Below are 26,206 nucleotides of genomic sequence, written 5' to 3' on the forward strand. Positions count from 1 at the left end.
CATTTGAAGCTCACTTATCCATGAAGATGTGTTTCATTGACAAGTGAGGCTATTTTTACGCTCAACTCTTCCGTCAAAGCCTGTTTCATGGAAGAGTGGCTCATCACATCAATTAATACAGTCAAAAAAACTCATTTTCATCTCTAATGAACGTTATCATCAGGGATGGAAATAAGTTTTTTTATTGGGATCATTTCTCAATAATTTTAGTTGGCTTTATTTACGTATTGACGCATATTGTCTTTCATACCCGCCAAATAAATAGTTGCTGGATCTGTTGTAACCTCAAATGTTGCAGTGGATCCATCGACTGGAATTGTTTGTTGGAAAACTTCTTCATACTCTTCAATCGAAATCTCTGTTCTTGAAGCAAATAATTCAGTATGACTCTTTGTTTGTAGATACTCGCGATAGTTCGGTTGCAAAATACCTGTAAAGAACTCCCCTACTGCACCGGAACCGTAACTATATAATCCAATTCTTGAACCATCTTTCAACTGTTCACTTTGTTCAAGTAAAGAAATCAAACTTAAATATAGCGACCCAGTATAAATGTTTCCAACATTGCGATTGTAGGTTGTACTTAATTGATAATTAGCTAATAATTTTTCTTGAGTAGCTTCATCTGCTTCTTCTACTACTGTTCTTAAAGCTTTAAGACCCATCTTAGTATAAGGTAAATGGAAACAGATGGCTTCAAAATCGTTTAACGCTAAATCTGATTTGGCTTTGTATTGTTCCCAAACCGTTGTGAAAAAGTGAATGTACTGTTCATTGGAAAATTTGCCGTCAACAAAAGCTGTATCTGAATAAACCGGACGCCAAAAATCCATAATATCCGCTGTTAAATAGGCACTTTGATTTTCTAATGCCATGATTTTTGGATTGGCACTGATAACCATGGCTACCGCACCAGCTCCTTGAGTAGCTTCCCCTGAAGTGTTCAATCCATAACGCGCAATATCCGATCCCAATACCAATACTCTGCTTTCTGGATTTAAAGCGATATGCCCTTTTGCCATTTGGATTCCTGCAGTAGCTCCATAACAAGCTTGTTTCACTTCAATAGAACGTGCATTTGGATTTAATCCTAGCAAATGATGCACATACACGGCTCCAGATTTCGAATTATCGATACCTGATTCTGTACCAAAAATAACAAAATCAATTTTTTCTCTATCCGTCTCATCTAGTATCATTAATGCTGCATTTGCTGCTAATGTTACCGGGTCTTGTGTGATTGGAGCAATGGCCATTTTTTCTTGGCCGATCCCGATAGTAAATTTTTCTGGCTCTACATTTCTAGCTACTGCCAATTTGTTCATATCTACGTACATATGTGGTGCATAAAAACCAATTTTGTCTATTCCAATTCTCAAAAGAAAGGACCCCTTTTTTATTTAATGACTTCTCTTATACAGCCTTATCTTCCGTGTATACCTGCCTATTAACCTATTCTACTAAGCATTCTAATAAATAATAAGTTATTCACAGTTAAAAAACAACTGTTTGCTTCTAATCTAAAGAGAAGCTTAAGAATCTAATCACTAAGTAAACAAATATTAAATCTAAATCCAATTTAAGGTCTTTCGATATCCTCTTTAATGGTTACTAATTTTGTGATTTCTTCTTTCAATACGGCTAAGGGGTCCTTGCCGCAAGGGTACTCAATAGCTGTATTAATGTCATTTGGAAATTCACTCAAAACCTCCGCTACAGAAATATCTCCTTCACCTAGAAGTGTCATTTCCAATGTATCTTCTTTGATGTCTTTCAAATGAACATAAGTTACCTGGTTTTTTAAAAGTTCTGCGTTCTTAACTGGATCCTCATGAACAAATATGAAGTTTCCAGTGTCAAAGGTTATCGAAACTGCTGCACCTTTTTCAATTAGTTGAGCACATAGTTGATTTAGTTTAGCCGCTTTTGAATAATCTTCTTGACCATTCTCAATCGTAAAATGGCTTATCTCGTATTCTTTTAACACATTATTTAAAATCGTAACCTCTTCAGTTGAAACGTCTTTAGCGTATCCAGCTCCAAATTTTAAATGTTTAGAACCTAACTCATGGGCTTCTTTTGCATATAACCTTAAATCGGTTTCCTTCATCATTTGCTCTGCATAAAGCAAATCTGGAACAGAGTACAACAATTCAAATCCATACTTTTTAGCCGCTTCATTAAGGTCTCTAAACTCAGTTTGCTCTTTGATGTAATCTCTTCTGATTTCTATTTTTTTAATCCCTAATTGAGAAAGGCCTTCAAAAAAATCCAATTGTCTCTTTCCGTCTTTAACTAACTCATCAAAAACCAGCATATTTACTACGATTGTTTCTCTCATTATTTAATTCCTCCTTAGTAAAATAAAAAATGGTAATCCATTAATACTAGATTACCATTTTTATTCTACTTATTCTTATTAACTGTTTGAGTAGTCGTTATTTATCTGATTTCTGTTTTATCTGGAACTTCAAAAACACTATTTTTAATGATGTCTTGGTACCAAAAAGCCGATTTTTTTAACGAGCGATCTCTGTTATTATCTAAATCGATTCTGACCAACCCATAACGATTCTTGAATGCGTTCATAGGAGATACACAATCGGTAAAAGCCCATAACATATACCCTTTACAGTTTGATCCAGCTTCAGTTACCTCAATCAAACTATTCAAATGCTCTGTAATAAACTCGATGCGGTAATCGTCTTGTACAACTCCATTGCTGTCCATAAACCGCTCTTCATCTTCAATACCCATCCCATTTTCTGTTACCATCCACGGAATATTTCCGTACTCATTTTTTATACGCATACCGAAATCAAACATCATTTGAGGATAAATTTCCCATCCTCTAGATTTATTCATTTTTCGTCCAGGCAATTCAAAATGGTCATAGTAGAACGCTGGATGGAAAGGTGTTTGCTCATTCCATTGGTAGCTTGGTGCCTTCACACGATTCGGGTAATATAAATTAATCCCTAAGAAGTCTACCGTATTGTGTGCAATAATAGCCAATTCTTCTTTTGTATACTCAAATTGGATGCCATGCTTTTCTAACAGCGGAAACAACTCTTCTGGATATGTTCCCTTAACCAAAGGATCTAAATAAATGCGATTGAAAAATAGATCGTACATCTCTGCCGCTTTTTTATCTGCTTCTGAAGAAGATCTTGGATACGTTACCTCTGGGTTCAACACAATACCGATTTGGCCGTCGTAATTATTTCTATGATACATTTCGACAACTTTTGCGGTTGCCAAAACTTTATGGTAATTCCATTGCATCCATTTTTTTGTATTTTGCTCATGTGGATAACGAATGGCATCTAAGTAAGTGCGTGTTTGGATAACAACGGGCTCATTAAATGTAAACCAATATTTTACACGGTCTGCGTAACGGTCAAAAACAATTTCTGCGTACTGTGTAAATAGTTCCACAACTTTTTTTGAACTCCAGCCATCGTAGTTATCTTGTAAATAAGTTGGCAATTCATAATGTTCAAGGCACAACATCGGTACTACACCAGCTTCAATCAAACTATCTATATAGCGGTCAACAAATGAAGCATAGTCTTCGTCAACTTCCAAAGTTTCATAATTTGTAAAAAATCTTGACCAATTTATAGAAGTTCGAAAATGTGTTAACCCAATTTCTTTCATTAGATCAATATCGTCTTGATAGCGTTCATAAAAATTAGTTGCAACTCCTGGACCGAAGCCTTCATGCCATACATGTCTTTCATTTTTATACCATGTATCCAGATATGAATCTTGCCCTTCTTTCTTGCCTTTCCATCCCTCTGTTTGCCATGCGGATGACCCAGCGCCAATAATAAAATCCTTTGGAATTTGTTTTTTCAATTTTATACTCTCCTTCATATATAGATTCAGTTAAACATTATGCCTGTCAGCTTTGCTCACTCGATAGACAATAAAAAGCCATAAAATGAAATTCTTATGACTTTTTATGACTTGCTATGAACTTACATTTAGTCTATTGATACCCCTGCAAGTTTTTTATATACGTCAACAACTTCAGACGCCATATCTCTAAATGTTATAGCATTCATCAAATGATCTTGGCTATGCACAGCTAATAAAGAAACCGTTAGCTCTTCACCAGATGCTTCTTGTGTCAATAAACTCGTTTGAGCATGGTGAGCTTCAACTAAAGATTTATCTGCTGCATCTAATTTTTCAGCTGCTAATGTAAAATCATCTGTTTTTGCAGCATGAATAGCTTCCATTGCATCGCTTTTAGCGTTTCCTCCATGAATAATTAACCCCATGATTGTTTCTATATTTATTGCTTGTCCCACTTTAAAAACTTCCTTTCATAATCCTTACTGATTAATTCATTAATTTAATAGCATGATCCAACACATTTTCACCGTTCATTTTTCCGTAATCTTGCATGTTGATAATGTCAAGTGGAATATTTTTCCCAGCTAATTTCTTTTCGAATTGGCCTTTCATGAATCGAACTTGTGGCCCTAATAACATAACGTCAATATTTTTGCTTGCAAGGTTTTTATCTGCTTCTGCTGCTGATACTGCAAAAATTTCTGTATCCATATTGCGAGCTTTTGAAGCCGCTTGCATTTTAGTTACTAATAAACTTGTACTCATACCTGCTGAACATACTAACATAATTGTTTTTTCTGCCATTATTTATCACTCCATTAAGTTATTTGCTTTACACTTATTATAATGCAAGTATCGTGCCAACAATTTTAAATGTAAACACATTCAGAAAGCCTTTTCTTTCTTTGTTTTAACATACACACTACAAATAAAAAAATACACACTAGTGAAGTGTGTATTTTTAAATATGCATTTTTACTTGATTTTCAATAATCATTTGTGCAATATACGCAATCTCATCCTCTGGAATAGCCATTTGGTATTGTTTTTCTAATGGAATAAGAGTCGCTTTAATTACATCCATAGTCATGCGATTTTTTTTAGCATATGCTTCTAAGCCATGAAATTCGCGAATAATCGTACCTGTTTGTAGTCCTTCAATCAAAAACGCCAAATGCAGCAGCATACCCGTTTCCACGCCTGCTGGAATCATAACATTCAGCTGACTTTTCATTTGCTGGATTAGTTTTTGTAAAAAGCGCATCAGTTGTTGGATAGACCCTACTTTTTTCAAGGTACCCGTCAACGATTGTATGATCTCGTTTATGGGAAGCTCCTCTTCTAATTGATTGCTTAGCAGCAGTAATTTTTCATCATTAAATATATCGTATGTGCTATAAAAGGGGATATTTTGATAGTCGAATTCAACAGTCCCTACTATAGCTTTAATATCATACGTTTCCATCAACTGATCAATTCGTTGCTTGAATGCTTCGCGGTGCAAAAATTGTAAAGGAATAATTTTCACCTTTGTAGAATCCACTACTGGAAGAATACGCTGTTCTAATTTTTTAGCTACTCCTTCTCCCGTAAAACAGGTAACTAATATAGCTTTCTTTTTCTTTACATCCACTAACGTTAGTTGTTTTGTGCTGCTTTTCAATACCGTTTGACAACTTTGGTAAATTTCCTCTAACGTACGGCCAATACTAGCCATTCTTACAGCTTCCAAAACGACTAAAGTACTCACCATAGGAAGTGTTTTAATTCGTAGGCCTAAGTCTTCTGCTAACATATTTCCAAAAGTATTTAGTGAACCCATATCGGTTAAAATCAGTAATCCATGTTGGTAGACTTCCTTATTTTCCTCAATCGTTTGACGAACCAGTTGGTACATTTCTTGAACTTTCATAGTCAATGGCATATTGACGGCTACGCCAACTGTCGTTTCTAATAATTCTTTTACGGTTTCCAACATGCTGCTTGCAGTCGTCTTTCCATGCATTAAAACCATAATGGCTGTCATTTCATCTTGTTTTTGAGCCATTTCAACCTCTTCTTGTTTCGTTAAAAACAACGTGATAAACCCAATTTCTTCAAAAGGAATTTCCACAGAATAAGCTTCTTCAATCATAGCTGAAAGATCGATTGCTACTTGAAATTCTTTCGAGTAGTTCTTTCGGATCTCATTCAAATTTGGAAAATCGATTCGTTGATTTTCTTCTATTCGCTCCAGAGCACTTTGCAAATGTAGAGCAAAAGCAAATTCCATTTTAGTAGAATATGAACGATGCAGCCGTTCTTTGGCAAGCGAATACATTTGTTCAACCAATTCTTTTAATACTGGATCAATGATGTGTTTGCGTACATCTGACGTTGTCGAAAGTGTTTTGACGTACTCATTAAAATAAGTCTTTTGTTCTTTATGTCCTAATCCGTCTAAGTGATAATTTTCTAAAAGATTCTCATTTGTCTTTTTCAAAAGATTTTTTTCTATCAAAGGTACAATCGCTTTTTCCTTCTGCTGATAAGCTAAGGGATCAGTTGAGTCCGTTATTGGCATGTACGTAAATTCTGTTTGGTCTAGCTGAATTAATCGTTCCATTTGCTTGGGCATTTCTTTTATTGATAATAGCCCTTTTTGAACTTGTAGTGGCAAGTCTTTTTGATCAATTTTTAAAGACTGTTTGTTTTCCATTCGAACATTTAAGAAAGCTTTGGCACAGACTAGTTTTAAATCTCGTTGAAATTGTCCAATATTTCCTTCTGGTTGATACAACATAAAGGCTAATAGAGCTTCTCTTTCAATGGTAATTTTTTGGTTAAGGCGTTGCGCTTCCTGTTTCAAAAAACTGTCTATTAACTCATACCGTTCTTCCACTGTGCGTTCAATTAACTCAGGTAAGGTTATAGCCATTGGGATTCTGCGTGTAAACGTTGACAATAATACATTAGATTTTTCTGTTGTTGCTCCAATAATCAATACATTTGCGTGATGCGTTTCATTGCTTTCTCCTAGAGGACGATAAATCCCTTTGTCAATAAATGTGAACAACATTTCTTGACCTTCAGGTGGCAATCGGTGAATTTCATCTAAAAATAAAATACCGTTATCGGCTTGGTGAATAAGACCTGTTCGATCCTGAGTAGCACCCGTATAAGACCCTTTTTTCACACCAAAAATATGCCCAAAAAGCAATTGTGGATTTTGGGCATAGTCTGCACAGTTATACGTTACAAAAGGAGCATCTTTAGACAATGCTCTCGATTCAATCGCAAATTGATACATACATTCTGCAAATAACGACTTTCCTGTTCCTGTTTGCCCAAAAATAATAGTATGCAACCCGTTGGGTGGATACAAAATAGCCGCTTTTGCTTGTTGCACCATTTCTTTTAAAGAAGCTTCGTAGCCTATTAAGCGAGAAAAAGCGTTCATTTTATAGTATTCTTCTTGCTCATTTTCGCTGATAGCTATTGATTGATACAATACTGGACGTCCAGTTATTTTTTCTATTTGGTTTTCTTTATACAATTCATTTAAGTAACGACTAACATTTGCACGGTCCAAAGATAAAGCTAAGGCAATATCTTTGGCTGTGACACCTTTATTCATTTCATTTAAATAATCTAATACTAATTTTTTACGGTTATTTGTCACTTTTCCTCCCCCTTGCTTTGAGAGTTCTATTCTTTTAAAATTTTTGATTCATATCTATAAACGTAAAACTACGTGTATCATAACGATGGCGACTTCGTGAATGCTCAAAAGGTCGACCATCTTTTAAGTACACGATTTGTTCAACTTCTAATACAGGATCATGAACACCACAATTTAAATATTCTTGATCGTATTTAGAGGACTTGTCTGCACGAATTTTACGATATGCCCCACTAAAACTTATATTTAATTCATCGTGAAGATATTTATAGATTGAACCTTCAATGATGTCTTCCGTTAATCCGACTGCCAAATCTGTTGGCATGTAAGTGTGTTCTAGAACATAAGGCTTATCATCAAGGATTCTTAACCTAATTAGATTATACACCGGCATATTTTTTTCAATCATCAAATGTTCCATGATTTCTTCATTTGGGAATTCAACTGTGAATTTAATTATTTTACTTTCTAACTTATGTCCTTGCATTTGTTTGGTTAAACCATCGTACTCATTAACAGCAGAATTTTTTTCGTTTAAAGGAGAATTTTTCATCACAAATGTTCCAGAACCACGTTGACGATAAATTAATCCTTCCATAGCCAAGATATCTAGTGCTTTTTTTATTGTCATTCTGCTAACTTTAAATTCTTCTGATAGGGTTACTTGATCTGGGATAAGAGATTCCACTTTATATTCGCCATTTGTAATGCGATTTCTTATTTCATCTGCTATTGCTTCGTACTTTACCATAGTGGTTACCTCCTTGTTCTCACGCTCACAATCATCATAGCTTAATTAAAATAATAAGACTAGCCTTTTGATAAAAAAAAGACTGTTTCGCTTAAAAATCTATAGTAAAAAAGAACCTACCTAAAGAGGCAAGTTCTTCTTTATTCTTTGCTTTATGCCTTTTATCTATTATTAATCAGCCATAGAAACAATATTTAGATTTACTTTATCAACTAATTTAAGGAATGGGAACCAAATCAATCCGATAAGAGCCATATCGATAACTTGAAGTACTCCACCCATTACTGAACTTGTAGCCATAATTCCATTAATAATAACTGGTATTGTCCACGGTACTGTAACTCCTGTTGGAATTGGGAATATTCCTGTAGACATCATAGCGTAGTTGAATGCTGTTGTTACTAAAGGAGCAAGAATCCAAGGAATAAAGATAGAAGCATTTAATACTAACGGCATTCCGAAGATCAATGGTTCATTAACGTTAAAGATTGCAGGTCCTAAAGCTAAGCGACCGATTTCTTTATTTTGTTTGCTCTTCATAATGAAGGCTAACAATAATACAACAATTAATGTACTACCAGATCCACCCATACCAACAGTGTAAATTTCCATAAATGGTTTAGTTACAATATGTGGTAAAGCTTCGCCAGCTTTATAAGCATCAAGGTTTTCTAAAGCTAATGTGTTCCAGATTGGGTCCATTACTGAGTTAACAATAATTTGACCATGTAATCCAAAGAACCATAAGAATTGCACGAAGAATACGGCAATCAATGTAGCTGGTAATCCACTACCAAGAGCTGTTAAAGGCTGTTGAATAGCTGTATAAACAACATCATGTAAGTTTGTATTGAAGAAACCAATAACTGCTGCATTAAGCAACAAGAAAGTTGTTAAAGTAATAATAGCAGGTAACAAGGCTGCAAATGAATTTGCAACTGCCGGTGGAACACCGTCAGGCATTTTAATAACAATACCTTTTTTTACAACACGTGTATAGATCTCAGCTGCAACAAATGCTGCGATCATACCGATGAACATCCCTTTTGCACCTAAACGGTCTAAAGACAACACTCCAGTTACTGCTTCGCCTGATTCAGTTACCATTGAGAATGGTGTCAAAATCAAGTAAGAAGCTAATGAAACTGCTCCACCGAAGATACCTTCGACATCATATGATTTGCTCAAATAATAACCTATACCAAATGTAACAAAAATGGTCATAATCGACATTGTAGCATTTTGTCCATTACCGAACAAGTTCCCTAAAGTACCTTTTGTAGCATCACTGAAAAATGGCAAGTTATTTAATACAACTACAATCGAACCAAACATGGTAATTGGAAAAGCAAGCATAAATGCGTCACGTAAAACTTTAAGGTAACGATTTTCGCCTAATTTTCCGGCAATAGGAAGTAATTTTTCACCAAGCATATCAATAAATCCATTCACTAGTATTCCTCTTTTCTCTTTTTATTCTCTATCAAGTATTATTTAGTATTTCTAACTAAAAAGAGGCCTCTTTTTAGTTTTTATCAATTAATTGAAATCGATTACATATAAATAATATCATTTTAATTTTTATATGTCTAGTCTTTTATTTAAAAAAACTAAACTTATTAAAAAAAGCATAATTCCCTTTTGGGAATTATGCTTTTTAATAAGTTGATTAGTCAAAACCGTTAGCGTCGGATACGTCTTTAAACCAACGTCCACTCTTCTTAACCGTTCTTTTCCCTTCATTTTCAATATCAACGGCTATAAATCCATATCGGTTTTTATAAGCATTTGTCCATGACCAGTTATCCATACATGTCCACATATGGTAACCTTTTACATTGCTGCCTTCTTGAATCGCTTGATGCATATATGTTAGATGATCTTTTACAAACTCAATACGGTAATCATCTTCTATACTTCCATCAGGGTTAATATAAGCTTCTTCTCCTTCTACACCCATTCCATTTTCAGAGATGTAACAACGAATATTGCCATAGTTTTCTCTTAAGTTCGTTAGAATATCATAGACTCCTTTTTCGTAAATCTCCCATCCGCGGTATGGATTCATTTTACGATCAGGTTTGATGTAATTGTCAAAATAGTCATCTGGCATAGGACCATCAGCTAGTTTTTCTGAGGATTCTTTCGCTTTGATTCGACGAGGTTGGTAGTAATTAACACCTAACAAATCAACCGTATTATTTTTGATTATTTCTAAATCGCCTTCTTCAATCACTGGTAAATGATCAATTTCTTTTAATAATTCAACTAAGTCTGCTGGGAATTCCCCTTTAACTGAAGGATCTAAAAATGAACGATTAAAGAATGCATCTGCAAGTTGTGCTGCTTTTACATCTTCAGGATTTGTTTCATCTCTAGGATAACTTGGTGTCAAGTTTAGGATGATCCCAATTTCACCATCTAATTTCATTTCATGATAAACTTTAATCGCTTTAGCACTTGAAAGCACTTCATGATAAGCAACTTGAACAGCTTTTTTCATATTCACTTCATTTGGATAATGGAATTGATATAAGTATCCACCTTCAACCGGTACAATAGGTTCATTATGTGTAAACCATTTTTTAACTCGATCACCAAATAACTCAAAACATTTTTCAGCAAATTCTACATAAGCATCCACTGTTTCTCTATTTAACCAACCGCCTTTTTCTTGTAATTTCATAGGCATATCAAAGTGGTATAAGTTAATAAAAGGTTCAATATCGTTTGCAAGCAATTCATTGATTACATCATTATAAAATTCAACAGCTTTTTGATTGACTTCTCCTGTGCCATTCGGAATTAAACGGCTCCATTGAATAGAAGTTCTAAATGTTGTATGTCCTGTTTCTTTCATAAGTTGAATATCTTCTTTATATTTTTCATAAAAGTAAGAAGTTTTCTCTGGTCCTACTTGGTTAAAGAATTTTTCTGGTTCTTCACGGTACCAATGATCCCAAATATTATCCCCTTTGTTATCGCCTTCAAAAACGCCTTCTGTTTGCGGTCCACTAGCTGCAGATCCCCACCAGAACCCTTCTGGAAATTCATACTTCATTATATTAAACACTCCTTTTTTTATCTTCACAACCAGACTAATTGTCTAGTCTTTTGCATAAAACAAGTATACATTTATAAACGGAATATTACAAGATGTTAGCGCTATATTTTAAAAATAAAAAAAAGAGAATACCCATTAAGGCTATTCTCTCTTTTTATACCCACTAGAAATAAATTTTACTCGGAATTCTTTTTTTAAAGACAGTTATCCCTTCAAATCCAATTTCTTTTGCCATCTCAATAGCTGTTTCTTGATTTGACCCTACTGTTTCTGAGAAATGTGAATCAGAGCCTATCGTTAAAATCGTTCCCCCTAATGAATGATACAATCGTAAAACATCCATTGAAGGTAACGTTTCATTTAATGCTTTTTTTGCTAATCCAGATGTGTTGATTTCAATCCCAATACCACGTTCAATTGCTTTACGTACTATTTTTTCGATAATAGGTTTGTAGGTAATAAAATCATAATTGCCCACTGACTCTACTGCATAACGCTTAATTAGGTCTAAATGTGCAATCACATCAATATCAGCGTCAGCAACCATTGTATAAACCTCTTCGAAATACTGTTGATAGATTTCTTCCTTCGTTTTATTTAGCATAAACGTACGTAATTTTTCTTCTTTGATATTATGAACTGAACCCATAATAAAATCGAATTCTAAGTACGCTAAAGCCTCTTCGTATTCTTCTTTCATCAAATGTGGTTCGCATAATTCAATTCCAGCTTTAACTACTAATTGCGTCCCAAATAATTCACGACACTCTTCTAGCTGAGAAAAATAGCGGTTAAAATTCATATGACCATACGTTGGGGCTTTAGGGTTTACGGAAAAATGCTCAGTAAAACAAATTTCATCTAATCCTATTTTTATAGCTTGTTCACACACTTCATTCATTTGTGCTTGAGAATCAAATGAGTTATCCGTGTGGTGATGGTAATCTGCAAGATACATAACCTTCCACTCCTTAATCTACTCTAAACAACTGTACTATCCAAATGGTGTTAGTAGTTCAAAAAAAAATTTCTTATGGAATGACAGGATTGCTTGTGTAGAACCATGGCACCGCCTTAAGCCTGTTGTCTTAAGGATTTCAAGCCTCAAAAAAAACGTAATCGCTAAAGCGCTAACGCTCTTTAATTAATATTGAATGCAAACATGATTACAAGCAATCCTTATTCCTCCAAAAATTTCAACTAAGCTTATTTATTCTTCTATTATCAATACTAAAAAATTATAGAACCTAAAAAATAAGATAATCCGATTGAATGGATTACCTTATCTAGTTTAATACAGAACCATTTACTTTTCTCTTTTTTTTTCGAATTAACTTTGTTTAGTTTCTACTTTAGCTGTTTTCTTTTTAAAAGGTATTGCCATTAATGCAAGAATAACAACCAGACTCACAACGATAGCGATTGGTCCTGCATAGTTGGCTAGTGTTCCAAAGAATAAGCCACTAACACCAAAATCTGCATCAGAGAAGGTTGTACTTGCAAAACCTAAATCTCCTAGTACAGGCATCAATAACAATGGTAAGAATGAAACAATTACGCCATTAACAAATGAACCTGCTATAGATCCTTTGATTCCGCCTGTAGTGTTTCCGAATACTCCAGCGGCAGCTCCTGTAAAGAAATGAGGAACTACTCCTGGTAAAATAACTGTACTTCCTACAGCCAACATGATAGCTAAACTAACGATCCCTCCTAAAAAGCTAGAGAAGAAACCAATCAATACAGCATTGGGAGCAAAAGTAAAAATAATAGGAACATCAAGCGCTGGTTTAGCATTTGGAACTAATTTTGTAGAAATCCCTTTAAATGCTGGTACAATTTCTGCTAGAACTAAACGAACACCAGCTAAGATTACAAATACTCCAGCTGCAAAGTTACCTGCTTGTATTAGTGAAAATACTAAGAAATTTGTTCCGCCACTAAGTTCTGCTTCAATAAATTCAGGTCCAGCAAAGATAGCAACGATAAAGTACATGACGATCATCGTAATCGCGATACTTACTGTACTATCACGTAAGAACCCTAACCCTTTTGGAAAATTGATATTCTCAGTAGAATGTTCTTTATCCTTTTTAAAAATTCTTCCAACATAGCCACTTAATGCATAACCTACTGCACTAAAATGTCCTAGTGCTACATTATCATTTCCTGTTAATTCACGCATAAATGGTTGAACGATAGCTGGCGATAAAGTCATAATGATACCTAATGCTACAGAACCCGCAATAATTAATGGAATTGTATTAAATCCAGCTACAGCCATTATTACAGCTAACATACAAGCCATATATAGGGTATGATGTCCTGTTAAAAAGATGTATTTGAATCTAGTAAATCGTGCAATTAGGATATTAGCAACCATCCCGAAAAACATGATTAAAGCAGTATTCGTTCCATATTCAGTTAATGCTAATGCGACAATTGCTTCGTTATTTGGAACGACTCCTGCAATATTAAAAGCTTCTTGGAACATTAAACCAAATGGTGCCAAAGACGTTTCTAATATTCCTGCACCTGCTTGTATAACTAAGAACCCAACAAATGTTTTAACTGTGCCCTTTATAACATCTGACGTTTTTTTCTTTTGAACCAAGAGACCTACAAGCGCAATAAAAGCAACTAAAATGGAAGGTGCACTTAAAACATCAATTAGAGTATTCATATTTTTTATCTCCTATTCATTTATTAATTTCTCTTGCACAACTTCTTAAAGCACACCTTTTTCTTCAAGTGCTTTTTTTACTTTTTCTCTTAATTCATCAATATCAATGATACTGTCCAAAATAACAATATTTCCTAACTGTTCTCCACCTTCAGCAATATCTTTAGCTAAGAAAAAGATATCTGCATCTCCTGGTTGTGCAGAACTTAAGTCAGAATGTGAAACCTCTACATCTGTAACGCCTAATTCGCCTAATACTTGATTAATGTTCATTTCCACCATAAAACTTGTTCCTAATCCTTGGCCACAAACTGCTAAAATTTTCATTATTCATCTTCTCCCTTTTTTATAATACTAATAATCTCTTCTGCTGTTTTTGATTCTTTAATAGCATTTAATGTCACATCATTGCTTAAAAGTTTCGTAATTTGTGCTAAAGCTTTCAAATGAGCCTGATTATCAATAGCGGCTAAACAAATAAAAATATCAATTTTATGCTCTTCTTTATCCAATAGCAATACAGGAGTAGTCGTTCTTAAAAATGAAATACCTAAACTGTTCACACCCGCTTCAGGTCTTGCATGTGGGATTGCAATTCCTTTACCTATATGAATGTAAGTTCCAATTTCCTCAACATTTTTTATCATAGCTTCCACATATCCTGATTGAACTTTGTTAGAGTCAACTAAAGGCTGAGCAGCCTTAGTAATTGCATTTTTCCAATCCATTTCTTGATTTGTAAATTGAATCATATCTTTAGTTAATAATTCTGAAAGCATTGGCTTATAAGCCCCCTTTTCTATTTCTCTTGAATGAATGAGAGTAATTAGTTCTGATAATAACTTTTCCTCATCTATTACTTCTGTATATTTATGGACTATTTTCATTAACTGATCAATTGAAATATTTTTTAAATTTAATCTTGGAAATTGAGTAGCTATAGATTGAATTAGGTGATTTTTTTCAATATCTGTTAGTAAGGGTTTTACTCGGTAAACTGGTTTGATTGAAATCACTTCTACTGTTGAAAAAATCAAATCATAATCAGTGATTGGAATATGATAAATTTGTTCAATGGTATGAACACGAGAGAATTGAATACTTGGAAACATGTCCTGCAATTGTGAACGAAGCATGATTGATGTACTAACTCCATTTGAGCAGATAACGAGTGCATTTATTTTTTCTGGTTCCTTTTCTTTGTTTTTTTCTAGGTAACCACCAAAGTGTAATGTAAAAAAACTTATTTCCGTTTCACTAATCATTTTTCCCGTCAAAGCTGATAATGGCTCTAAGGCTCTTTTTACAAATTCAAATAAATCAGCATATTCTGTTTTAATTCTTGTTACCATAGGATTGACCAATGGAACGGCAAATGTAATTCTAAAGAATGCTGGAACAAGGTGATTATACAAACTAATTTTTAGTTGTTTTTTGTAGTGCATAGGCAATAAAGTACTTTTTTCAAATTCTTCAATAATTTGTTCTGCTAATTCCTCAAGAAAGGGGTTTTCCTTATCCTTTATTTCTTCTTGTGTGATTAGTAATTGAATAGTAAAAAAATACACCACAGTTTCAATTTTCCCATTAAACAAAGATGCCGCTAATTGTTTTCCATTTTCAAATAATAACTGTCTTTGTAATAATTGCTTTTCAAATTCAGAGTATTGAAAGTTTTCTGTTTTATTTCTCAATTTAACGAAGAGAATATGCAGGATCATTTCTGCTTTTCTACTTTTAACTAGTTTTAATTGATTTTCTTTTACTAATCTATCGACTGCTTGTTGAACGAGTACAAGCTCTTCTTCTTTTCGCCAAGCTTTAATAATCAAAATAATCAGTTCTTTTCCTAAGGGCTGTGATAATAAGTAATCAATACAATATGAAGCGTATTTCCATTTGTTATTCTCAGTCCCCTTTAAGTGATACCCCTCCTTTCTTGAATAAATTAGACTGATATCCCACTCTTCACAGCTTAATTTTGCTTTTTTCACATCTGTTAAAGCAGTGTTTTTACTTACACCTAACAATAATTGATAGTGGTAATTTGATAGTGCTTCACTTCTAATATAGGTGTATAAGTAAATCAAAAGGCTTCGAGTATCTTCAGGTATAACGAATTGCTTTGCATTGATGTTTAATGGCAATCCTATTTCGATTCGTTTCTTTAATATATTATCTATAAAGAAACTTTGACTTTCTATTCTAATTACAGGTAAACTCATCATTTGCAATGCATCATTGACCTTATCTAAATCATATTGAAGTTGTCTTTCAGTTAGATTTAGTACTCTCATAACTTCAAATTTACTTATCTTATCATGTAACGTTATTTCTTCGAATAGCCTGTAAGCTCTTTCATCAAACAAAAGAGTACCTCCTCTTCATAAATCAACTATAATAGTCTACCCATTCTATATCAATGAGATTTAAACCCAAGTTGTGTAATCGTTTTCTTGAATTACTGTGCTCAACTTGAATTTTTACATAAATGAAGCAAACCTAATCCTAAAAACAGGAGATTAGGTTTGCTTCATTTTATTTACACTAACTTAAATTTTCTGTTCGACTTTTTATCCACCTAATGTAATATCTTGGTCTTGATACCACTGCAATGCTGCATGTACTTGATTGAGATTGTAATCTGGCCACATTTCTTCAGCTACATAAAAATCAGAGTAGATTGATTGGATCGGTAAGAATCCACTTAATCTTCTTCTGCCACCCCATCGTATGATAAGATCCATTCTAGAGATATCTGAAGATGCAATATTTTTTGTACTATCTTGTTTAGGATCAAAATCGTTTTGTTTTATACCATAGTTTAAATCCCAATTCCAGCCGTAATTCACTAAAAAGTTGATTTTCATTAACCCTTTTCCAAATTTAGTCCGTTTAGTATAAGGGAGCAATTCTTTTGGAAACAATGGGGAATTAGTATTTCCAACAACCAGCAGATCTGCATCTCTGTCTTTTAGTTTATTGACTGCATCTACGCAAGCCTTTTGGAAGGCTTTTGTTTGTTCAGCTGGTCGTTTGGTATTGTCTACAGTAAAACCATAAAAGGTCATTTCTTCAATGCCTAATTCTAAACAAAGATGGTACAGTTCTAATCCAGGTTCTATGCCAAATTTGTAGCCTTCTTGCTTTTTAAACCCATTTTCTTGAGCCCATCGTCTATTGCCATCTGGAATAATACCAATATGTTTAGGCAGATATTTGTATGTTGCCATTTGATTTCCCCCTTTAACTCATCATCCTATTATTGTAACTGAATTCGTGCTAAATAAATAATAAATCACTTTATTCTACAAAAAAACCACTCAAAATAATTTATTTTGAATGGTTTTTTGCATTTAACTCCTATTCTTCACTATAAATGAACGAAGAGCATAGCTAGTAATGGTCTTTTCTACTTTTTCATTTAGATGCTCAAAGCTAAACGACTGGTTCGTTTCGGTTGTAAAGTATCTTAATGTAAATGCTTCTTCTCCTTTATTCAAAAACATCTCTACCATTGAACTTTCCATCAATAATCGCAATTCCATCAAATCATTTGTTAAAAAAGTTGTTCTTTCTTCTTTATTATTGGTCAGCCAATTTGTTCGTACTACAGTTAATTTTTTAGTTGCTGCTTGATAGTTGATCTCAATTTCATTTCTTAAATGGATGACAAAATCCGTTGATGCTGAACCCCATTCAATAAGAATATCTTGTTGGAGTGAAGCTAACGTAATCCTTTCATCTTGGGTACTTTTGATAACTACAGGATTTTTTTCTCTTAAATGAGTTGTTTCAGCAATGGGGTATTGGATAAGTTTTCCATTTTCATATTTCACCTCTCGTGGAATTGACAATGCATGCAGCCAGCCATTCTTTCTAGTAGGTACTGATGCTTCAACTTCAGGCTCCATAACACCAACCCAACCATATAGAATCGTGCGTCCAACTTCATCACTAAAGGTTTGTGGTGCATAAAATTCAAAACCATAATCCAATTCTTTAAAAGGTTGCTCATCCTTTACAAATTTGCCGTTATCAACTAATTCCCCTGTAAAATAGCCAGATTGATAGATATTATTGTATTTTTCTCCCTCAGCTTTTAAACCTTGTGGAGAAAATGCAAATACATCTTTGTCATCTAATTTAAAGACATCCGGGCATTCCCACATATACCCTAGTGAGAGGGTTTCATCCATCAACGATCCAGTTAAGGTCCAGTCGATTAAATTAGTAGACTGGTACATCAATGCATCACCCGTTAAAGTTTCTTCTTTTTGTGCTCCTAAGACCATCCACCAGTTGCCGTCTTTTCCTTGCCAAACTTTTGGATCTCTAACGTGGGCGGTGTAGCCTTTTATTGGGTGCTCTAAAACCGGTCCTTTTTTCTCAAAATGGATACCATCTTCTGAAACAGCTAAGCATTGATAACTTTTGCGTTCCCCGTTCGCATCTCTAACATTTCCAGTGTAGAATAAATACAATTTTTCTTCAAAAACGATGGCACTTCCAGAGTAACAGCCGTCTTGATCATACCAATCAACAGGTTCTAGCGCAGGCTGATGAGTTTCCCAACGAATAAAATCTTTCGTTGTCATGTGACCCCAGCTTTTTGACTGGTGTGTCGTATCCGTTTGATTCCATTGATAGAAGACATGATAAACACCTTTATACTGAACAAGTCCGTTTGGATCATTTAGCAATCCTTTAGGTGGTCGAATATGGTAACCCAACTCATATTGTTTCAGCTTATTGATTTGTTCCATAGATCTATACATCCTTTCAGCCTTCTATTTCTTCTTTCATTTTGTCACTGTAACCAAATAAATAAGTTAGTGTAAATGCTACAGCAATCGCGATAACGTTCGTCAAAATATAGAGAAGGATTTGGTCATTCAAGTAAAGTAATGTTCCTGGAATAACGGTTACCGACATACCCGTTGCTTCCAATCCAACTAGATCACCGAAGAAACCACCGATTCCTCCACCAACTAATGCAAAGACAAACGGTTTAACATATCGTAAATTCACTCCAAATACGGCTGGCTCAGTAATACCTAAGAAAGCAGATAAGGTAGAAGGATAGGCTAATGCTTTTAATTTTTTAGATTTTGTCTTCATAGCTACAGCTAATGAAGCTCCACCTTGTGCTGCAACACTGGCTGTAATAATTCCGTTATATGGGTTCACACCAGTATTGGCTAGCAATTGAATCTCCAAGAAGTTGAAGAGATGATGAATTCCTGTTACAACAATCAGTTGATTTACTGCTCCTATAACTAACCCTGCTAAACCAAACGGCAATCCTAATACCCAAATAGTTGCATTTAATACGACCTCTTCCAAAGAGTGGAAAACTGGTCCGATGATAAACAATGACAAAATACTCATAATCAATAATGTTGTGAATGGGGTAAGCAGAAGATCAAGCGTTTCTGGTACCCGTTTGCGGATCCATCTTTCTACTTTTGCTCCTACAAAACCAGCAATAAAGGCCGGTAAAACTGTTCCTTGATAACCAACGACTGGAATAAATCCAAACATTGTGATGGGGTCTGCTGTTCCACCTGCAACTTCATAAGCATTTGGAAGAGATGGATTAACTAACATTAATCCTAAAACGATCCCAATAACTGGAGACCCACCAAATACTTTAAACGAAGACCAAGCAACTAAAGCTGGTAAAAAAGCAAAAGCTGTATCCGTTAACACTTGAGTATATAATAAAAAATTAGGGCTAATATCAGTTGGTACCATTCCAAAGACAGCTAAAACCTGTTCTTGCGTCAATAATCCACGTAATCCCATAAACAACCCAGTAGCAACTAATACGGGAATAATAGGAACAAACACATCACCAAATGTACGAATTACACGTTGGAAGGCATTCCCTTGTTTCTTTGCTTCCTGTTTCATTTCACCCGTTGATCCTTCATTGACACCTAAGCCAATAACTTCTTCATATATCTTATTAACGGTACCGGTTCCAAAAATGATTTGAAATTGTCCTGAATTATAAAATGCACCCTTTACTTTCTCAATACCTTCTACTTCATTCTTATCTATTTTATTTTCATCGTTCACCATAATCCTTAATCTAGTTGCACAATGAGCTACAGAACGAATATTCTCTTTTCCACCAACTGCTGCAATAACTTCTTTTGCTATTTCTTTATTATTCGACATGACTTTTCCTCCTTTTCTTTTTTGGAACCGGTTTCTGTTTTTAGTTTAACCGATTTCATTTACTTTGTCTACAAAATTACTTTATACTTTTAAATAATTGATAGTGCTTTAATTCCAATTTTTATAGTAACATATTTATCAAAAAACAATCCTATCTCCGTGTATCTAAGATAGGATTGGGTTTAATTTATATTTCACTTTATTTTTTTAGATAACACTTTGAAACCATAGGGATCTAATATAACCTCACCAGATAAAATTGTATCATTCAAACTATCTTTTACTGTTTCTGTTAGGACAATTTTTTGTTCTTCTTCTGAAAAATTCATTACAAACGTAATATCTTCTTCTTCAGTTTGTCGAGTTTGAACGGATACTCCTTTATCATGCTGAATGAATAATTTTGGTTTCAAATTCAGCTCTTCTATTAGTTGTCCGTAAAAGTCTTCATAAAAACTATGCTCTAATCGCCCACCAATATAGTATGATTCACCTTTTCCATAAGCATGCTTCGTAATAGCTGGAGTATGAGCATAAAAATCTTCCTGATAAGTGCCTATAACCGTTGCATCCTCAACCTCTATTATAGTAGCGTACTCTTTTAAAAGATAATTTTTCCCTTTATATTGAATTTCATTTTTATCTTTAGGATAAAGTGTATCAGTTTCCAAAGGTTTCATTCCAAAAATTTCCTGTAATTGCTCAGGCCAACCTCCTAGGTAAGCTAAATCATGTTCATCAACCAAACCAGTCATGTAGCCTGAAACGAGGACGCCTCCATTTGAGACAAATGATTTTAACTGGTTGATGGTTTCTTCACTCATTAAATACAGCATGGGTACTACCAATAATCGATAAGCTGAAAAATCTTGTTCTTTTGTGATCACATCAACAGCAATATCTTTTTCCCAAAATGAGCGATATTGTTTTTGGATTGTTTGTGGATATTGCTTTGTTTCTAATCCAAAGCCTTGTGCATGATCTAATGCCCAGTTGCTTTCCCAATCATATAAAAAAGCAACTTCCGCTGAACGTGTACTTCCTACAACATTGTCTAGTTTTTTGAGAACTGCTCCCACATCTGATACATCTTTAAATACTCTATTTTCTGGACTTTTATCGTGATCTACAACTGCTCCATGAAATTTTTCCGAAGATCCTCTTGATTTACGCCATTGAAAATACATAATGCTATCTGATCCATGAGCTAGCATTTGCATAGAAGACAATAAATGCATTCCCGGTCTTTTGGCTTTGTTTACTGGATGCCAGTTTACACCACTGGGGGTAGATTCCATCAAAATAAAAGGCTGTTGTTTCAAACTTCTGTATAAATCATCAATAAAGGCGACTTTTGATGCCAGTTCAGCAGTACTTTCCCAGTCATTGTGCCAAGCGGGATAAGCATCCCAACTAATAACATCAACATGTTTAGCAAACTTACTATAATCCAAGCTTTGGAAGGGAATCAAATCAGTAGTGTCTGCCATAAAGTTTGTTGTTATCGGAATTTCAGGTGTCAGCTCTCTCATAGGAACAATTTCATTTTCATAAAAATCTATTGTTTGGTCTGTAACAAATCGGTGCCAATCTAGGTTCAATCCATGTACTGCATTTTCTCCAATGGGGGAAGGGGATTGTATTTGAGACCAACTAGTAAATGTGTGGCTCCAAAAAGGCCCCCACCAAGCATCATTTAATGCTTTTAAGTCTGCGTTGTATTCTTTCTTAAGCCACTCTCTAAATGCTTCTTGACAGAGATCACAATGACACTCCCCCCCATATTCATTCGATATATGCCACATAATCAATGCTGGGTGATCTCCATACCGTTCAGCCAGCTTTCGATTCATTTTTTGTGTTTTCTCTCTATAAACTTTTGAACTAAAACAGTGATTGTGTCTTGCTCCTTGAAGTTGTTTTTGACGATTTTCATTTACTCGCAATACTTCAGGATATTTTTCTGACATCCAAGCAGGGCGCGCGCCACTTGGAGTTGCTAAAATAATATTGCCCCCATTTTGATGAATATCTTCAATTATTTTATCCATCCATTCAAACGTATAACTATCTTCTTCAGGTTCCAAAGCACTCCATGCAAATATCCCAATAGAATACGTATTTGTATTTGCTAATTTCATTAAAGATAAATCTTCTGCTAAAATATCCGGACAGTCCAACCATTGATCTGGATTATAGTCCCCTCCATGCAGTAAAAAATTTGCTTTAGTTACTTGTTTTTTCTTTCGTTCATTCATTACATATCGCTCCTTTCTGACTAACAGAACTAATTTTAGTATGTGTAATTTCTTTACTGTTCTTAAATATCTGTTATCCCTTTGTTCCTCCCGCCGTTAAACCAGCAACAAAGTTTTTTTGTAATAGGACAAATATAATAGCTACTGGGATACTGATCAATATAGCTCCAGCGGCAAATGTTGTATAACTTCCTCCTTGTACATCATTTACTAAATTAAATAATCCAATTGGAAGAGTATAGGATTCTGTATTCCTCAAAATTACTGAAGATAATACAAAATCTCCCAACGGTCCGGTAAATCCATTCATTGCAACTACTGCTAACATTGGTTTTGCCAGTGGCATAATTATTTGTAAAAATATCCTAGTAGGACCTGCGCCATCCATTCGGGCACTTTCATCTAAATCAATTGGTATGGAATCCATATACCCTTTCATTAGATAAGTGTTCATTGGTATTTGTCCTCCTGTATATAAAACGATTAGCAACCAATGACTGTTCATTAATCCTAACATTTGAGCTAATACATAAAGGGCTATCAAAGCTGAAAATTGTGGAATCATTTGTAATAACAGAAAAAGTGTTAACCCATTCTTCCTTCCTTTAAACCGGAATCTTGAAAAAGCATAACCTGTAAATGAAACACTGATAACCGTAAGTATCATAGTAAAAACACTGATTTTCATTGAATTCATATACCATTGAACATAAGGTAAATTTTTGTTTCCCGCGAATAATTCTCTGTAATGATGCAAAGTTGGATTCTCTGGAATTAGGGTTGTACTCACTAGACTATTTCCTGGATTAAAACTTGCTCCAACTGTCCAAAGTAATGGGTAGATAATGGCTATCATTACAATCGCTAAAATCAAATACGTAAAGAATAGACGAGTGAATTTTTGTTTTTTTGCATTACTCATTATTATTCGCCTCCCTTGAACGAACTAGTCCGTCTAAACTGCCATAACGCAATAGTAATAACGAAGACAGAGAGTAAAATTGTTAGTGCAGCAGCTAAAGAATATTGGCTAGATTGCATGGTTAATTTATATATCCACGAAACTAAAATGTCTGTTCCTCCTGCAGTTGAACCTGGAACTGCTGGTCCACCTCCATTAAAGAGATAGATGATATTGAAGTTATTGAAATTAAAAGTGTATTGCGTAATAATAATTGGAGCAATAGATGTTAATAGTAATGGCAAGGTAATATGTTTGAATTTACCAAAAGATGTAGCTCCATCAATCGTAGCTGCTTCATACAAATCTTCTGGTATAGATTGAAGTACACCTGTAGTCACAACAAAAATATATGGAAATCCTAGCCAACCTTGCATCATTAATAGCGCAATTCTTGTCCAGTTCGCATTTGTCATCCAAGGAATAGCATCAAGTCCAAAACCTGCTAGAATAGTCGTATTAATTGCTCCAAAACTATCATTAAACATTCCAGCAAAAATCAAAATTGTTACAAATCCAGGTACTGCCCATGGCAACACTAGTACAGTTCGAATAATTTTTTTGAAGCGTAAATCTTTTTGATTGACTAGAACAGCCATAAATATTCCTAATGCTACTTGCAGTGTTGAAGCAACAACAGTCCATACAATTGTCCAACCTAGAACGTCTATAAAAGTTGAACGCCAAATATCAACTGTGAAAATATTTTTAAACGTGTCTAATCCTACCCATTGAACTAAATTTGCCGGTGGTGAATTATACAAATTGTAATTTGTAAAAGCTAAGGCAAAGCTAAATAAAATCGGAAATATAACAGCGAAAATTAAGATGAATAAAGCTGGTCCACTGATAACATAAGGATATCCTTGATCAATCAATTGATGGTATTGTTCTTTGATTGAATTTAATGGCAAGTTTTCATCACGTAATTTTCCATTTGTATAGGCATCTCTTAGATTTATGTAGTACAATGCAACGCCAAATACGGTTACTATAATGGCAATAATACCTTCCGCTAAAAGAAATATAGAGTTATCTCGAGGTACTTCAGTTCCTAATGTAAATAATCCCCAAAATCCCATATTCAATAAATCTGAAAAAGCTATACCAAAGGCAATTGCTCCAATCAAGAATACCAAACCTTTAACAATCTGTTTGTTATAAAATTGACCAATTCCTGGAATAATGGATAACGTTGTAGCTACTTTTCGGTGTTCCAATATTTTCACCCTCTTTTATTATTAAAATAAAAAAATGGGACAACTCTTCTTACATTTAGAAAAGTTTATTTTTTTCGCCCCATTTTCTTACTATTAATCTATTTGTTAATTCCCACTATGATTTGCTTCTATTTGTCCTTTTATCGTTTCAACGGCTTGTGTTAAAGCTTCTTTAGGCGTAGATTTTTCCGTTGCGATTGTTTGTAGCGCTGAGTCTACCGGCGTCCAAACTTCATTCATTTCAGGAATATTTGGTGTTAATTCTGAGTATTGAGATTGTTCTGCCACGGCTTGTGAACTTTCATTTTCTAATACTGCAGGATCAGTAGCTAAAGACTGTATAGCAGGTACCTCTAAAGTTTTTTCATAGCGAACTTTTGAATTTTCTTCATTTGCTAGGAATGTTACAAATTCTTGTGCTAATTCTGCATTTTCAGAATATGAACTAACGTTGTAGCTCTTCACTCCAATAAATGAACTCATATTTTCACCATTTGAAAGTTTAGGTAATGCCATAACACCATAGTTAATTCCAGCATCTTTATACGGTCCTAAATTCCAAGGTCCTGAAATAACAGCCGCTGCTTTTCCTTCTGAGAAAAGAGAATCTAAAACACTAATTCCTTGCTCTCCGATTATACCTGTTGGAAATAACCCTTCACTATAGAATTTTTGGATATATTCTGCCCCTTCAATTGCGCCTTTATTGTTGATACCAATATCAGAAACATCATAATTTCCATCAGCATCTTGTCCAAAAACATAACTACCGTAACCACCTAAAACACTTTGTGCATAATATATTTGATCCCACAAAGCTAATAATCCATAATTATCCTCTTTTGTTAACTCTTTAGACAAATCAAACCAACCATCTATATCCGTTGGAACGTCTTCTTCAGCAATAATATCTTTATTATAATAAAGAACAGTCGTTTCAACTGCTTTAGGTAATCCATATACTTTGCCGTCTACAATTTGTGATTGCATAGCTGATTCTGTGTAAAGAGATTGAATGTCCTCTCCAACTTCTAACTCTTTTAATAATCCTTCAGTTACTAAAGTTCCTACTTGATCTCCTGGAATAGTAACAACATCAGGACCCGTTCCTGCTGGTCCATCTAAACGTAAATCTTCATTTTGAGAAGCATATGCTTTTTCAACTACTTCAATTGTCACATCATTTTCTTCTTCAAATTTTGCAACAGCTTCTTCAATACCTTCGGACTTATCTACATCTTCCCAAATAAGTAAATCATAATCATTATTATTTTTTTTATTAGTTGTATCTGATTCAGTACCGGAACTTTCGCTTGGCCCACAACCAGCTAACGTTAATCCCAATGTAATAGCCCCAATTAAGCTAACAAATCTTTTATACTTTCCCATCCTTAAACACTCCCTCACACATTTTTTAAAGCAGTTTACGTCCAAAAAAGTGCAACCGCTTTCTGAAAATAATATATCACAACTTGTAAAAATAGTAAATAAAATGTTTTACTATTTTTACAAGTTAATTTTAGTAAAACGTTTTACCGACAAAAAAACAGCCATTTAT

The 26,206-nt window shown here is 34.3% G+C and carries 19 protein-coding genes and 1 pseudogene; all 20 read right to left on the reverse strand.

Translation table 11 applies throughout. The annotated features are described in order from the left end of the window. Positions 1-206 precede the first annotated feature (206 nt). Entirely contained in the window at positions 207-1,379 is a 1,173-nt protein-coding gene (locus tag CAR_RS09645) for a hydroxymethylglutaryl-CoA synthase (protein WP_013711539.1), read from the reverse strand. 200 nt (positions 1,380-1,579) lie between these two features. Further along, the gene (locus tag CAR_RS09650) at positions 1,580-2,341 is read right to left on the reverse strand and encodes a sugar phosphate isomerase/epimerase family protein (protein WP_013711540.1); all 762 of its coding nucleotides are present in this window, start codon (positions 2,339-2,341) and stop codon (positions 1,580-1,582) included. Positions 2,342-2,442: 101 nt separating this feature from the next. Further along, on the reverse strand, positions 2,443-3,861 hold the full coding sequence (locus CAR_RS09655; RefSeq protein ID WP_041556557.1) for a glycoside hydrolase family 1 protein: 1,419 nt from the start codon (positions 3,859-3,861) through the stop codon (positions 2,443-2,445). 128 nt (positions 3,862-3,989) lie between these two features. Further along, positions 3,990-4,319, reverse strand: coding sequence for a PTS lactose/cellobiose transporter subunit IIA (locus CAR_RS09660; protein WP_013711542.1), 330 nt, complete (start codon positions 4,317-4,319; stop codon positions 3,990-3,992). A 31-nt stretch (positions 4,320-4,350) separates the two neighbouring features. Further along, entirely contained in the window at positions 4,351-4,668 is a 318-nt protein-coding gene (locus CAR_RS09665) for a PTS sugar transporter subunit IIB (protein ID WP_013711543.1), read from the reverse strand. A gap of 157 nt (positions 4,669-4,825) precedes the next feature. After that, the gene (locus CAR_RS09670) at positions 4,826-7,480 is read right to left on the reverse strand and encodes a sigma-54-dependent transcriptional regulator (protein ID WP_052303165.1); all 2,655 of its coding nucleotides are present in this window, start codon (positions 7,478-7,480) and stop codon (positions 4,826-4,828) included. Between the two features lie 79 nt (positions 7,481-7,559). Then, on the reverse strand, positions 7,560-8,276 hold the full coding sequence (locus tag CAR_RS09675) for a GntR family transcriptional regulator (RefSeq protein WP_013711545.1): 717 nt from the start codon (positions 8,274-8,276) through the stop codon (positions 7,560-7,562). A gap of 171 nt (positions 8,277-8,447) precedes the next feature. Further along, positions 8,448-9,728, reverse strand: a complete 1,281-nt coding sequence (celB, locus tag CAR_RS09680) for a PTS cellobiose transporter subunit IIC (protein ID WP_013711546.1) — start codon at positions 9,726-9,728, stop codon at positions 8,448-8,450. 217 nt (positions 9,729-9,945) lie between these two features. Continuing rightward, a complete protein-coding gene (locus tag CAR_RS09685; RefSeq protein WP_337999050.1) occupies positions 9,946-11,340 on the reverse strand; it encodes a glycoside hydrolase family 1 protein in 1,395 nt (464 codons plus the stop codon). A gap of 163 nt (positions 11,341-11,503) precedes the next feature. Continuing rightward, positions 11,504-12,298: a histidinol-phosphatase HisJ family protein gene (locus CAR_RS09690; protein WP_013711548.1), complete on the reverse strand. Its 795-nt coding sequence runs from the start codon at positions 12,296-12,298 to the stop codon at positions 11,504-11,506. Between the two features lie 372 nt (positions 12,299-12,670). Beyond that, positions 12,671-14,023: a PTS ascorbate transporter subunit IIC gene (locus CAR_RS09695; RefSeq protein ID WP_013711549.1), complete on the reverse strand. Its 1,353-nt coding sequence runs from the start codon at positions 14,021-14,023 to the stop codon at positions 12,671-12,673. A 45-nt stretch (positions 14,024-14,068) separates the two neighbouring features. Then, entirely contained in the window at positions 14,069-14,350 is a 282-nt protein-coding gene (locus CAR_RS09700) for a PTS sugar transporter subunit IIB (protein ID WP_013711550.1), read from the reverse strand. After that, a complete protein-coding gene (locus tag CAR_RS09705) occupies positions 14,350-16,392 on the reverse strand; it encodes a BglG family transcription antiterminator (protein WP_041556559.1) in 2,043 nt (680 codons plus the stop codon). The genes CAR_RS09700 and CAR_RS09705 overlap by 1 nt, the downstream gene beginning before the upstream one ends. Positions 16,393-16,596: 204 nt before the next feature. Next, entirely contained in the window at positions 16,597-17,256 is a 660-nt protein-coding gene (locus CAR_RS09710; RefSeq protein ID WP_013711552.1) for an undecaprenyl diphosphate synthase family protein, read from the reverse strand. Between the two features lie 123 nt (positions 17,257-17,379). Next, positions 17,380-18,801, reverse strand: a complete 1,422-nt coding sequence (locus tag CAR_RS09715; RefSeq protein WP_238526690.1) for a glycoside hydrolase family 32 protein — start codon at positions 18,799-18,801, stop codon at positions 17,380-17,382. Between the two features lie 28 nt (positions 18,802-18,829). Next, positions 18,830-20,209: pseudogene (locus CAR_RS09720) on the reverse strand (sucrose-specific PTS transporter subunit IIBC); the annotation flags it as partial. Between the two features lie 194 nt (positions 20,210-20,403). Next, positions 20,404-22,467, reverse strand: a complete 2,064-nt coding sequence (locus CAR_RS09725; protein WP_013711555.1) for a beta-galactosidase — start codon at positions 22,465-22,467, stop codon at positions 20,404-20,406. A 73-nt stretch (positions 22,468-22,540) separates the two neighbouring features. Beyond that, complete coding sequence (locus CAR_RS09730; protein ID WP_013711556.1) at positions 22,541-23,389, reverse strand: sugar ABC transporter permease; 849 nt, start codon at positions 23,387-23,389, stop codon at positions 22,541-22,543. Positions 23,390-23,391: 2 nt separating this feature from the next. After that, a complete protein-coding gene (locus tag CAR_RS09735; RefSeq protein ID WP_013711557.1) occupies positions 23,392-24,657 on the reverse strand; it encodes a carbohydrate ABC transporter permease in 1,266 nt (421 codons plus the stop codon). A 96-nt stretch (positions 24,658-24,753) separates the two neighbouring features. Beyond that, positions 24,754-26,037 (reverse strand): sugar ABC transporter substrate-binding protein, encoded by a 1,284-nt coding sequence (locus tag CAR_RS09740; RefSeq protein WP_013711558.1) that lies wholly within the window; start codon positions 26,035-26,037, stop codon positions 24,754-24,756. Positions 26,038-26,206 lie beyond the last annotated feature (169 nt).

Source organism: Carnobacterium sp. 17-4 (assembly GCF_000195575.1).
GTDB lineage: Bacteria > Bacillota > Bacilli > Lactobacillales > Carnobacteriaceae > Carnobacterium_B.

Coding starts and splice junctions, on each gene's coding strand:
- CAR_RS09650 (WP_013711540.1), bottom strand. CDS start 2,341: ATGAGAGAAACAATCGTAGTAAATATGCTGGTTTTTGATGAGTTAGTT.
- CAR_RS09665 (WP_013711543.1), bottom strand. CDS start 4,668: ATGGCAGAAAAAACAATTATGTTAGTATGTTCAGCAGGTATGAGTACA.
- CAR_RS09670 (WP_052303165.1), bottom strand. CDS start 7,480: ATGAATAAAGGTGTCACAGCCAAAGATATTGCCTTAGCTTTATCTTTG.
- CAR_RS09675 (WP_013711545.1), bottom strand. CDS start 8,276: ATGGTAAAGTACGAAGCAATAGCAGATGAAATAAGAAATCGCATTACA.
- CAR_RS09690 (WP_013711548.1), bottom strand. CDS start 12,298: ATGTATCTTGCAGATTACCATCACCACACGGATAACTCATTTGATTCT.
- CAR_RS09695 (WP_013711549.1), bottom strand. CDS start 14,023: ATGAATACTCTAATTGATGTTTTAAGTGCACCTTCCATTTTAGTTGCT.
- CAR_RS09700 (WP_013711550.1), bottom strand. CDS start 14,350: ATGAAAATTTTAGCAGTTTGTGGCCAAGGATTAGGAACAAGTTTTATG.
- CAR_RS09710 (WP_013711552.1), bottom strand. CDS start 17,256: ATGGCAACATACAAATATCTGCCTAAACATATTGGTATTATTCCAGAT.
- CAR_RS09715 (WP_238526690.1), bottom strand. CDS start 18,801: ATGTATAGATCTATGGAACAAATCAATAAGCTGAAACAATATGAGTTG.
- CAR_RS09725 (WP_013711555.1), bottom strand. CDS start 22,467: ATGAATGAACGAAAGAAAAAACAAGTAACTAAAGCAAATTTTTTACTG.
- CAR_RS09730 (WP_013711556.1), bottom strand. CDS start 23,389: ATGAGTAATGCAAAAAAACAAAAATTCACTCGTCTATTCTTTACGTAT.
- CAR_RS09740 (WP_013711558.1), bottom strand. CDS start 26,037: ATGGGAAAGTATAAAAGATTTGTTAGCTTAATTGGGGCTATTACATTG.